Annotated in this window: 10 protein-coding genes; 6 read left to right on the top strand and 4 right to left on the bottom strand. The window is 45.1% G+C overall.

What is annotated here, in order from left to right:
• Nucleotides 1–3: 3 nt before the first annotated feature.
• The gene (locus RIH33_RS06085) at nt 4–624 is read right to left on the bottom strand and encodes a hypothetical protein (protein WP_406654105.1); all 621 of its coding nucleotides are present in this window, start codon (nt 622–624) and stop codon (nt 4–6) included.
• Between the two features lie 177 nt (nt 625–801).
• Here RIH33_RS06085 and RIH33_RS06080 point away from each other — a divergent pair, with 177 nt between their 5' ends.
• The 6 genes from RIH33_RS06080 (at nt 802) to RIH33_RS06055 (ending at nt 8286) form a co-directional block, all read left to right on the top strand.
• Nucleotides 802–1641: a YHYH protein gene (locus RIH33_RS06080; RefSeq protein ID WP_406654103.1), complete on the top strand. Its 840-nt coding sequence runs from the start codon at nt 802–804 to the stop codon at nt 1639–1641.
• A 15-nt stretch (nt 1642–1656) separates the two neighbouring features.
• On the top strand, nt 1657–2295 hold the full coding sequence (locus RIH33_RS06075) for a toxin-antitoxin system YwqK family antitoxin (protein ID WP_406654101.1): 639 nt from the start codon (nt 1657–1659) through the stop codon (nt 2293–2295).
• Nucleotides 2249–2929: an SCO family protein gene (locus RIH33_RS06070; protein WP_406654100.1), complete on the top strand. Its 681-nt coding sequence runs from the start codon at nt 2249–2251 to the stop codon at nt 2927–2929. Before RIH33_RS06075 ends, RIH33_RS06070 begins: the two co-directional genes overlap by 47 nt.
• A 411-nt stretch (nt 2930–3340) precedes the next feature.
• Nucleotides 3341–3715, top strand: coding sequence for a type II toxin-antitoxin system VapC family toxin (locus RIH33_RS06065; RefSeq protein ID WP_406654098.1), 375 nt, complete (start codon nt 3341–3343; stop codon nt 3713–3715).
• A 593-nt stretch (nt 3716–4308) separates the two neighbouring features.
• Entirely contained in the window at nt 4309–5322 is a 1014-nt protein-coding gene (locus RIH33_RS06060) for a TonB family protein (RefSeq protein WP_406654097.1), read from the top strand.
• 285 nt (nt 5323–5607) lie between these two features.
• Nucleotides 5608–8286 (top strand): LamG-like jellyroll fold domain-containing protein, encoded by a 2679-nt coding sequence (locus RIH33_RS06055; RefSeq protein ID WP_406654096.1) that lies wholly within the window; start codon nt 5608–5610, stop codon nt 8284–8286.
• Between the two features lie 227 nt (nt 8287–8513).
• On the opposite strand, the gene RIH33_RS06050 is transcribed toward RIH33_RS06055, so the two are convergent.
• The 3 genes from RIH33_RS06050 to RIH33_RS06040 form a co-directional block, all read right to left on the bottom strand.
• Complete coding sequence (locus RIH33_RS06050; protein WP_406654094.1) at nt 8514–9692, bottom strand: DUF1624 domain-containing protein; 1179 nt, start codon at nt 9690–9692, stop codon at nt 8514–8516.
• Between the two features lie 105 nt (nt 9693–9797).
• Complete coding sequence (locus RIH33_RS06045) at nt 9798–11300, bottom strand: TolB family protein (protein WP_406654092.1); 1503 nt, start codon at nt 11298–11300, stop codon at nt 9798–9800.
• A 156-nt stretch (nt 11301–11456) separates the two neighbouring features.
• Complete coding sequence (locus RIH33_RS06040; RefSeq protein WP_406654091.1) at nt 11457–12623, bottom strand: aspartyl protease family protein; 1167 nt, start codon at nt 12621–12623, stop codon at nt 11457–11459.
• Nucleotides 12624–12768 lie beyond the last annotated feature (145 nt).

The raw sequence follows: 12768 nt of genomic DNA, 5'->3' as shown, positions 1-12768 counted from the left end.
TGGTCATTTCATTTTGATGGAGTTGACCATTTCATAAAGTGCCCCCTTTTGGTCGTCATCGGCGAAGGAGAGAATGCACGAAAGGGCATATCCATCGCTGACTTTTGTGACGTAATGTTGTTTGATTTTTATCCCCATATAGGCCAGTTCTGCGGATAACACCGCAAAGCCATTCACCTCATCGTATGGCTCTCCGAAGGTGTAATCCATCCCTGTTTGCTTTAGAGCGTTTTTGGTATGAAACAGATAGTCTTCACCTTTTTTTACCCCGGGTGCATTGGAGAGATTTTCTGCAAGCATGAGAAAAGACGGATTGTAATCTACCGGAGCGCCTTGCTCATACTGGGAGATCCCAAAGAGATAAACCGTCTGTAGCATGGCCAGATCCAGCATTTCACCAAAATCAGCATTTTTGGATTTAATAAGTTCTTTACCGGCATTGGTCATGGCCTTGAGTTGTTCCTGATCCATGGTGAACCACGTGGTGTCAAATTTCACGGTAAGGTCAAAGTATTCATTTGAGTATTCATCTCCCTCCAGTTGGCCAAAAGTGAGTGCCGTGTCCTTTTGGCCAAAGCCAGTAAACGCTGAAAGGAGGGATAAGAGAAACAGGAAAGTCTTCATGGTTGTGATTTTGGGTTAAGATATTAAATATTCCCCCTTCTTAAAAAGACGATCCATCTGCTTCAGGTTTTTTTCACAATCGGGTGAACCATAGGGTAGGGTATATGGAGGGCTTTCCGTTTCATTTGTCAAAGAAGGGATACCCTTCACTTGGTTTGATTTAAAGAAATATCAACTATGAAAGTAAGAGATTTTATGAAACAATTGGCCATGCTACTTCTGATGAGCTTTTTGATCTTCACCACGGCATGCGATGAGTCCCCGGTGGACGAACCTGATCCTGAAGAACAACAGGAAGAGGAGGAAGAAGAGGAACAGGAAGAAGAAAATGAAGAGGAGGAGGAAGAAGAGGAAACGAAGGTGGACATCAGTGTGCTTGCTGCTAAATTTTACCACACCAGCGCTGTGTCCGTTACCATTACAGACGAGAGTGTGATCATTTCATCCAGCGATCAGCCTGATCATAAGAGTATGTACTACTCACCCAACAACTCATTGTATGAGGACTATGACGAACCTAATAATCCTGATTTTAAGAAAAACCCGAACAGTATAGAGATTCAGAATTTTGTCTATACGCTGCCTCGCTTTCCTGAAGAGGCTACCAATAAAGAGGCCACTGATTTTGGCCCCATGGGCGTGGCGGTCAACAGTGTGGCTTTTTACAATCAGAATGCAGGGCCGGGCGATGATATCCTGGAGGAGCTCAATACTTTTGATCAGTATGAAGGGCATCCGGCTCAGGCGGGAGATTACCATTACCACTTAGAGCCCGTCTGGCTTACCGAGACCCTCAGTGACGATGCTTTTCTCGGCCTGCTGTTGGATGGGTTTCCCGTATACGGGCCTGTGGAAGGCGGTAAGAGGTTGATTAATGATGATCTGGATGATTATCACGGGCATATTTCAGCTACTGCTGAGTTTCCCGATGGGATCTATCATTACCACATCACAGACGACCTTCCGTGGATCAATGGTGATGGATACTATGGAACTCCGGGTACCATCACCAAGTAAGAATTAAGCTAAGAAATGAGAGTACTTATCCTGTTGGTTGTGTGTGGTCTGTTTCTTGCCCTCTCTCGGTATGAGGGGGGGGAGAAGCCTGATGACGCGGTGCTTGAGGAGGTAGAGAAGCGAATCCCCAGTACCCAGCTGATCAGTACACATGAAGACCTTCGGAAGGATTCAGCAGGCGTGCTGCTGTACCGTGAGGTGCCCTATTCGGGCTACCTGGTAGACCTCAATACAGAAGGTCAGGTGATGCTGCGACAAGGGTATTTTGAAGGTAAGCTGGATGGAGAGATGCTTGCCTATTATGCCAGCGGCGCACTCAGGTTCAAAAGACCCTACACCGATGGACAAAAACATGGAGCACATATAGCGTGGTATGAGGACGGACAAATGAAGTTTCTCTATCACTTTGACCAGGGCAGGAGTGTGGGTAACCACAAGGAGTGGTACCCCGATGGCAGCCTCTTTCAGGACTTAAACTACCAGGACGGCCGGCCCTTTGGTGCTCAGAAAATATGGAGGCGCGATGGTAAGATAAGGGCCAACTATGTGATCCGTGAAAATGGAAAGCGCTATGGATTGATGGGAATTAAAAGATGCACAAAAATAGATGGAGAAAAAGAAGAAATTGACCCGTATAAAGGCATTGAGAATTAGCCTTGTATGGCTAGGCCTGATCCTGGTGGGGTCAGGATGCCAGCCCACCGCCAAAAAGGAAGCGGAAGAAATATTGCTCCCTTTTTTCAATGAAGCCACTTTTACACCCATGTGGGTGAAGGAAGGTACGGCGGCCTACGATGATATTCATACCATTGCCCCATTTCGTTTTGTAGACCAGCGCGGGGACACCGTCAGCAATGCGCTGACCGACGGGAAGGTGTATGTCGCCAATTTCTTTTTCACACTCTGCCCGAGCGTATGCCCCAGGATGTCCAAAAACCTCTTGCGGGTGCAGGAGGCCTTCGAGGCGAGCGAGGTAGTCATCCTATCGCACACGGTGATGCCCTGGGCCGATACCGTGGAGCGCCTTCAGGTGTATGCCGAGCTGAATGACATCCGTGCTGACCAATGGCACCTGCTGACAGGAGATAAGCAGGAGATTTACTCCCTGGCCCGGGAGTCTTACTTCGCCGATGAAGGGTTTGGCAAGACGGTTACCATAGAGGCTGATTTTTTGCATACGGAGAAAGTCATTTTAGTAGATCAGCAGCGACGTATCCGAGGGGTCTACAATGGCACCATTCCTCTGGAAATGGCCCGCATGATCGAGGATATAAGCACTTTGCTGTAACGAAAGCACAGCGTGCATGGGCCTTAATCACCCAAACCTCCAGGGTTTTCAAAACCCTGGAGGTTTCAAAAGGCATACCCCACACCAGTCTCGCTTGTTGGTGCCTGAGCCTGGTATTGTCATCATGAGTTTATCGAAGGATAGGACAATCCCTCTTCCAACCCCTCTCCACAAGTAGTCTCTGGCGCTTCCAGACCAGACTCCACGATCAATGCTTTCAGAACTTAGAAAAGAGTAATCCGTATATTTGGAGCATGGTAACAGTAATAAAAAAGGGCTCGCCAATCCAGGAACAACTTAAGAAGCTCAACGAAGTGGTATCAAAGGAGCATAAGGGTATTTCTACGTCCAAATACAGCGGTATCCTTAAAGGTAAAATCGACCCTGTTAAATTCCAGTCTGAATTAAGGGATGATTGGAAATAAGCTTTTTGTTGATACCAATATCCTAATTTATCTTTTGAATGGAGATCAGGAGGTTACACAAATCCTTGAAGGTAAGCAGCTTGCAATATCTATAATAACAGAACTCGAGTTACTGGCAATCCCGAATTTGTCTGCCGGTGAGCAGAAGATAATCGAAGAACTCATTGGTGAATGTCAAATAATTAGTATAAGCTCGGGCATTAAGAAGATAGCAGTTGAGTTCCGCAAAACCAGGAAACTAAAGTTGCCAGATGCCATTGTCGCGGCTTCAGCTTTTTATAGCAAGTTACCTTTATTTACAGCAGATAAAGCATTTGATAGAATCCAGGAATTGGATGTGATCATCTACGCAGTAGAATAACAAGTATTCACTGATGAGATTCCCGCCTCCGCGGGAATGATCACCCAAACCTCCAGGGTTTTCAAAACCCTGGAGGTTTCAGAAAAGAAACGCTCGATTTTTTCTGTTTTCCCCTGCGCAGGTCTGCGCAAAGTAAAAAAGATCAGTTTCGGGCTGTGCCAACATGCGGAGCGAAAAAATTTTCTTTTTCGGAGTTTCCAAATCTGTGGAGGCTAAAAATTTTCTTTTTCGGTTGTTTCCCGACTTGTGGAGAGCTAAAAATATCTTTTTTGGAGTTTTCTGACTTGTAGAAGCTAGAAAATATCTTTTCCGGGCGGCGCAAACGTGCGGAGCCAGAAAATTTCTTTTTCGAGATAATCAGGTTGGCGTAAGCGATTGACCCAAAGCACAACGTGATTGGATAGGTAGGGTGGGTCGTCCTTAATCACCCAAACCTCCAAGGTTTTGAAAACCTTGGAGGTTTCAAAAGGTATACCCCACACCAGTCTCACCTCTTGTTGAGCACCCCGAATTTCACTATTTTGCTTCTTCGATCCAAGTGCGAGCCAACGTCTCATGCACGGATATGGGACTAAAAAAAATCACAAATGAACATGAAAACTTTCGTTCGACTCTCACTGATCTTAATAACATTTCACCTTTCAATATTCTCTCATGGACAGGATGTTAAATACTTGGGGAGAGTCATTAACTCAGAAACCAAAAAGCCCGTTTCCAATGCTAATGTTATATTAAAAGGTACAGCTACAGGGACTTTCACCAATTTTCTTGGCTATTTTGAATTGACCGGGTCGAATCAGGAAATTGTTATTTCGCATGTTGGATATGAAACGGTGACTACCGCGCTTGATGAAACAAACACACAATTTCAATTAACTATTCCCCCTGTTAAATATGCACTGCAAACGTTGAGATTGGAAGATTCTGTGATAGTCAATGGTTTTCAATACAATCAAAATTACTTTTCTCAAGAAATTGATTTAAGGTCGCAAGAAAGTGCACCTCTTGAAATACCAGCCGAGTTTCCGGGTGGCCTCAGAGAATTTCATGATTATTTGATAGATGGATTATTTGAATCAAGCGGTTCCATTCCTATTCCTATCGATGTAGATGTCCGTTTTTCAATCCTTAAAGACGGTACATTAAGAGTTGATTCCATTCTAAATGCAACTGACTATGTTGACATCATTAAAGAATTATTTGAAGGTTCACCGAAATGGATACCGGCCTATCAGCGACATTCGCCTGTAATCACATCATTCGAACAACCGTTTCTCTTTAACCCTCAAGCCGAAATGTGGTCAGTTGTCGAGCAACAGCCTGAATATCCGGGCGGAATGGTGGCATTTTATAGGTTGATTGGAGACAATATGAGCTACCCTAGAGAGGCAAGAAGGAGTAAAGTTGAAGGTCGTGTTTTCGTGTCATTTGTGATTAACAAAAGTGGGGAACTGGAAGAGGTAAAGGCAGAAAGGGCCTTAGGGTATGGTTGTGATGAGGAGGCCGTACGTCTTGTAAGGTTAACTTCAGGTAAATGGATTCCAGGAAATCAAAGAGGAAGACCTGTTAAAACGAGAATGGTTCTCCCAATTATTTTCAAGCTTTAAATCGGCTAGCTTACTCAAATTACAATGAGGCGTTATAAGTGAGATCCCTCATTAAAAAGATGCTCCAGGGTTTTCAAAACCCTGGAGGTTTCTTAGAAGCACGAAAAATAATGCTTGACTCGTAATGGTTATATGGCTATTTTGAGATGGTGTTAAATATCTCACATACTCGGATAACATGTTTCATGCCCACCTGATGAAACGCCAACAATAAGCACAGTTGCAAGTCGCACGAGCTTGTGCAGCCAAGACTTGCAAAAGCATAGGGTAGCTAAACTTTATTGAATGGACTTCAAAAGGAATGAACTTAGAAAACTAATCCCTCTGACGTCATCAATCCTCGTCGGACTGATAACATACTTCACGCTTCGAATAATACCGTCTTCTGATATAGTAACCTATGAGGTGGTCGAAAATCAGAGCAGCAAGGACGTTTCCCTACTTAAAGATTTGGATGCAGATGGTGATCATGAACTAATCACCAAGGGATACCATAGAAATGGATTCGCGACAATTTATATTAAAGATGGTTCTGATGGCGTTTACCAACACAACTTCAAGTCGGAATGGCTTGACGATGCCGCACTTTTCTATGGTGATTATAATCGAAATGGAATTATGGAAGTCTATGGGTTTCAATATTCAGAAGACAGTCTGTTTATCAGTGGGGTAGAATATCCAAAAAGAGTCATACTCAATAGAAAGTTTGTGATAACTGGATTTACTGATATTAAAAGCACTACCACATCAGGTAGTATTTTATCCATTCGTGAAAATGAAAAGCGACGTATGGTTCTTTCAATAATGGGAGGATTTGGTGCAAGGCCGAGGAACGTTTGCCTCTATGATTTTGACAAAGATGAGTGGACTTATTCACAAGACTCAATTAAAGCGCATCAGCAATTTAGCACCAGTTTTGACCTGGATCAGGATGGGGTCAATGAGATTATCACCTGGGGACGGTCCCCCGACAACAACCATGGAGGTGAATACTTTAGTGATCAAAATAGTTACATTATAACGTTTGATGAGAATCTGGAAATAAAAGATTGGTATGAGGCCAAGGGATTATCTTCCAATACAATCTTCATAGTTCTGGGAGGTAAACCATATTTTATTCTCAATCACTTCGATCAATCACCGAGATCAGATGTCTATTCTTACCAAAATATAAATCAGGCTTCAATCCTTTTCAAATTGGGCCCCGATGCAAGAATAAGTCATATTTTTAGCGATCAGGACCAAAGCTACTATATTAAAACAGCCAATGATGCCAGCCAATACCTGGTTAAAGTAAAAGAGGATTTCAGTGAGTCGGCCACTTATGCTATTCCAGAAAATTTGTATTTCATTAGTAACTCCCCAAACATTGAGGAGGATTACAACTTTCTAATTTTCCGTGATAAGTCGACAAGAGATTTGTTTTATGCGAAAAGACCAGGTGCCATTTTAGAGCCGGTTCAGGAGGTTAGTGCTCAGGGTACCCTGTTATTCAGTCAGGGAGTTTATCACACCAAAGAGACCCTCGTAATGTCAGGTTCAACAGGAGATTTTTTCTTTGACCTGTCAGCGTCCGAGCTTCGAACTTATTGGGAAATACCAGCAGCTATCATAATGTCATTACTGACGTTCTTTGGCCATGCCGTACTTTTAAGGCATGGGTCAGCAAAAAGTAAAAGTAGCAACTCTAAAATTCTCAAAATAAATACACGAACGGGGTTTGAAATCATCCCACTGGAAGATATTCTCTATTGCAAAGCTGATGGTAAATATACGGCCATTCAAACCACTGACAAGCAATTCTTGAATGTAATTTTATCGATTGTTCTATCACTTCTTTTCCTAACAGGCTGCAATAAGTCTGATGACAAAATTTTACCAGAAACAGAAAGTGTAAAAGGAACGGTGAGTCTTGGTGTTAATATTCAAAACTCTGAAAAATCAGGAAATGGGAGAGTTACAAATGATCCCATTCCTGCCGCAATGCTCATAACAATTAAAGCTTCCGATGGACAGATAATTTATTCGCTGGAGAAACTTACTTTGGTAGAAGTGAATGGCTCTTATGTAAGCACAACAATCGAGCTTGATACCGGCAGTTACACCATTGAAGATTTCATAATCACTGATGCTAATGACACTTCAATTTACATTACGCCTAAAACGGGATCTGGATTTGAAGATTTAGTATCAACTCCTTTACCATTTGAATTTGAAGTTTTACCGGATGAGATGACAAAAGTTGGGCTTGATGTAGTTTCGGTATCGCTCGGGCAAACTAGCGATTTTGGATATGCGGAGTTCACTTTCAACGTGGTTGATTTAAAAGCAGGCCTGGTTGCATATTACCCTTTTAACGGAAATGCCAATGATGAGTCTGAGAATGAAAATGATGGAACGGTGAACGGAGCTACACTTACCTCAGATAGACATGGTAATTCTAACAGTGCTTATGACTTTTCAGGCGCTGGGGGATATAGTAGTCCTGCAATTGACATCCCAAGGGCTCCTGAGCTGGAACCAACAAATGCAATTACCGTATCTGCGTGGGTAAATCCTGATAATTACGAGAACACGGGCATCGTTTGCAAACGAAACTCAGCCAATGGACGACCTTATAATTCTTATAGTATCTCCTTCGGTGGGGATAAAAAATTCTCCTTTACAGTTTCCACCACTGCTACAGGGGATGATGGATATGGTTTAATTCAAAAAACTGATTTTGAGTATGGTACATGGAATCATGTGGTTGGAACGTATGATGGAAGCAAGGTCAGCCTATATGTAAATGGTGTACTTGAAACAGATACAGTGGCATCTGGCTCAATTGTTTACTCTTCGCTAGACTTATATTTTGGCAGAACCGGAGCGTCTAATTACACTTACGATGGCCGTCTGGATGAGGTTAGGATATACAATAGGGCTCTCAAACCAGCAGAAATAAAGGTACTTTCAGAATACTAAAACAATATTCTGAATAAAATAGGCCACACACTTTAATAGGTCGCACCTACTGACCTGCGACAAAATCTATCAAAGAGTGTGGCCTAAGATTAAGCCACGGGCTACTGGAAAATCAAGCAAAGACATGACTGCAAGCCTCTAGGGCATTTGAGACTTAATCTGCAAACCCAGTGTACTGGGAAATGCGTGAAGGCTTATTACCTGCTTCTGCAAACTGGGTTAATCCCCTACAAATAACTCAGCCACCACTGTTCCCGATGGTTTTGCTTGTACTGATAGTACCACTTACACACCGGGTACAGCCCCACGATCAGCAGCAGCCAGAGGGCATACACTACCCACAGTCCAAAGCCATAGCCGTCCAGCTCTGGCTGTTCGGTGATCCACACGTCTATCACCATATCCGAAAACGTGAAGCCGGTGAGCATCGCGGCTATCACTCCACCGATGTGAATGATGTAGATGTGAATGATGTAATAAAACATAGGTACCCGGCCTACGGTCACCATGTAGTTGGCCAGAGTTCCCTTCCATCTTTCGGCCAATGACAGCAGATAGATGGCCGGCCCCAGTGTCACCAGCAGATAGAGCAGCGAAGGGGGGTATTTGGAGACGTTGAAAAACGACATAATGGTATACCCCAGGTTTTTCTGTACCGTCCAGATAACCGGGTCGCCATAGAGGTTGGTGAGGCGGATGATTACAAAAAGCAGAAAGGCACCGAGTCCGATCTGCCGGAGTTTTGCTATGCGGTATTCCGGGTCAGTGCCGGGGGTGTAGAGCTGTCCGAGGTAATAGCCCAGCGGCATCACGAAGATCCATGGGATCATGGGGTAGCCCACAAAAATGGCCACCGAACCCACGGGTACGATAGAAAAAACATGCAGGAAGGACCACATCCCGCTCCAGCTTTCTGAAGGCTGGTAGCCATTGAAAGCATCGTGCCCAAAGACCACCAGCAGGCAGAGGGCAATGGTGAATTTCTTTGGCAGATGGATAATTCCTGCCAGGAAGATCATGGAGATGCCCAGCACCCAGATCACCTGAAGCACTATTAATGAGAAGTCCAGCTTGAAAAACCAGGCCAGCTTGATAATGGTGATTTCAGCAATGACCAGCCAGATGCCGCGCTTGATCAGCCAGCCGGAGAGCGCTTTTTTACCTCTGCGCTCCCCCACCAGAAAGGCTGAGGTACCCGCCAGAAAGACGAAGACCGGCGCACAAAAATGGGTGATGAAACGCGTGAAAAAGATGGCTCCATTGGTCTGAGTAAGATCCGTGGGGTCATAGAAGAAGGCATCGTAGTGGAAGTAGTCCCGCACATGATCGAGGGCCATTAAAACGATAACGACTCCCCTGAGAAGATCAATGGAGGTGATTCTTGAGTGGATGGGTGTGGCGGTCATAGGTGTAATTTCATCCCAAATTAAAGAAACAAAATTCCGCAACCAAGCCTTTTGACGCCTGCAGGAATGGGCGGGTGCTCACCGAGCACCCGCCGTATCACTTGGTTAGAGCTGAGAGTTGCTCACAAAGGCTATTTTTTTACCATCAGGCGACCAGGAAGGGACATTGATCGTCCCCTGACCTCCGTATAGGTAGGCAATCACGGTAGGCTCACCACCATCTATGGGCATGATCCTGAGGTACACGCGCTTATAGAAGGGGTGGTCTGCCGGGTCTATGTCTGTGGGATAGGAGATGATCACCATGTTTTTCCCATCCGGGGAAATGTGCGGAAACCAGTCGTTGTATTCGTCAAAGGTCATCTGCTGCTGCTCGCTGCCATCGGGCTTCATTCGCCAGATTTTCATCTTGCCTGAGCGTGTAGAGTTGAAGTAGATGTACTTTCCGTCAGGCGTGTATTCAGGCCCATCGTCCAGTGTGGTGAGATCGGTAAGTTTGGTCTCTTCACCCCCTTTTTTGGATATTTTATAGATGTTGTAAATGTCATTTCTACCTCCGGTATACACCAACTCTTTCCCGTCTGGTGACCACCCGTGAAAGTAGGATGGACCCTTAGGGGTCACCCGCACAGGGTCGCCACCTTTGGTGGGGAGGTAATACACGATAGACTGCCCATTGTCTTCCTCGCTGTGGTGGCTGATGCCAATGGTTTTGCCATCGAAAGTAAGCACATGGTCATTGTTGTTTCTGGTGGCAAAGCCGGTGTACAGTTCTGAGGAGGTGTTGGTGGCCAGGTCAAAGTTGAAAAGCTTGCCTTGGCTGTTGTAAATGAGCGTTTTTCCATCCAGTGTCCAGTTGGGAGCCTGGATGGAGTTGGGAAACTGTGCCAGGATCTTTCTTTGTCCGGTGGCTATGTCCATCACTTCCAGGTTGCTACCAATGTAATCCCTGTAAGGGGTGAAATCATCGGGCGCAGGGAGGACTATCCTCACGTTGCTGAATATGGCCTTTTCTATCACGTCGGCATTGTGCGAGCAAATGAAAATGCCCGCAAAAACCTCATCACCGAGATCTACATTGCTGAGTGTCACGCTGGTAAAGGTTTTTCCATATTGAGCGGTGGACATGATGTAGGTTCCTGCCTTACGCTCCAGCTGGATGACATCCGGAAAACTGTCTGTGGAGTTAAGACTTTCGGTCATTCCTCCTATCTCACTTCGGCTTTGGATTGCGGTGAGTCCATCGCCGTGTAGCTCGGCACTCACATGGATGCCGTTACCTTCCAGTGTAGGCCGCACAGACCACCCTATCTTGCGATGAGGATCCACCCCGGCGCCTATGAACTTCACATTGGCTCTGAGTATAAAATCGCCCTTTAGTTTTTTGTAAGCAAACTGAAATTCGTCTTTTTCACCCCACATATTAGTGCCGCTACCAGTGAGGGTATACTCCTGGGTGCTGGCGTTGTAGGAGGTGCTTCCGGTGTTTTTGGGGGCACCCACGTCGGTGGTGGCCTCCAGCACACCCAGCAGGGAGGTTTGTACCTGTGCAATGGTGGTAATACTCATGAGGAGTATGGAGCAAAAGAGAAGTCTGGATATCTGCATGACTGGTTTTGGGTTTGGTCTAATAATAACAGTGAAGGAATTTAAAGCTTGCAAAGGTCATAAGTGAAATGTATGACGATTTGATCCTTCACATATAGACATTCCAATCCCTTTCAGACCAGTGTCCTGTTCCTTTTCACCAGGCAGAGAGATGAATTAATCGATGAGTGACCTCAGGGTGAGTGAAACAGATTTTTCCTGACCGTCCTGTTTGATCACCAGGTTCACCGTTTCACCTTCTTTTTTCAGCAGGTCCTTGATGTCAGGTAGATTGATTTCGGCCACAGACTGATTATTGATGGTGATCAATTCGTCATTGAGTTTGATCCCGGCTTCAGATGCAGGGCTGTCCTCAAAGACCTGATGGATAAGGACACGTTTTTTGTCTGGGGTCAGCTGCAGGTCTATGCCACTGCAGTTGACGGAGAGCTTCTGGCCGAAGGTTGCGTTTTTCTCAAAATAGAGCATTTTGGCCGGGACATCTATCGTGATGTTGTACATGCTCAGGATTTTGTTGCCAATGATACCGGATACGTCCGGACTGGCTTGTATTCCGCTTTTGGCCTGGCTGATGCCTATAGGCAGATCTTTGATCACCTGATTGCCAAAAGACAGGGAGAGTACATGGCCTTCATAGTGTAGGGTTTCTTCATCGGTGATTCCCTTCACCACATAGGAGTAGTGTTTTCCGGTTTTATGAATCACGTCATACTTCTGGGCATAGGGCGTGTTGAAGTCCAGGGTGGTGCCCGCACCAGACATGATAAAGAAGGTGCCCGTATGTGGTTCTTTATTATTCAAAACCACCCGGCCGGAGATGGTGGGAATGGACGTGTTAAGTACAAACGGGACAGCATCGCCATTTTTGGGTCCTTTGCCGTGTTCGTAGATGTCCATCGTCTTTTTCTCATAGTTGATGTGGATCGTGTGGTGATGCATCAGATCGTAGCCCACTATACCGTCTATGTCCAGGCCAAGGCTGATTTCGAGGTGATCCAGATCCGTGGCGTATACCTTGATATTCTTTTCCATGGGAAAACCGTCGATTTCTATCTCATTGTGCTTGATGAGTTCCACGGTGGTGGTGGCTTTATTCATCTTGATTTTTTTCCCGGATAGCTTCAGACCCTGAGCTACATCACTATCGATCACGGTAAGGCCGGAGCCTGTGTCAAAAATGAAATTGAGTGGGTCTGAATTGTCCACGCTCACCTTGATGAGCATGTGATCCCCAAATAATTCAAAAGGGATGCTGGTGATGGGAGATTGAGCAAAAGCAAATGAGCAAACAATGAGACTACAAAGAGAGGCTATCTTTTTCATGTGATTAGGGTGGTGAGTTTGAGTAATGAAATTATCGATTCTTACGGAGAAAAGGAAAAAATTGAGGAGCTAAAGGCAGGTTCACCCTGTTGTAAGCGTCAGGTGGTTGACAAAATCGTGGAACCGGCCTGGTTTATTTGTAAGC

Source organism: Marinoscillum sp., from assembly GCF_040222955.1.
Classification (GTDB): Bacteria; Bacteroidota; Bacteroidia; order Cytophagales; family Cyclobacteriaceae; genus Marinoscillum.
Note: the sequence above shows the minus strand (reverse complement) of the source record. Positions and strands in the feature narration are given on the sequence as shown.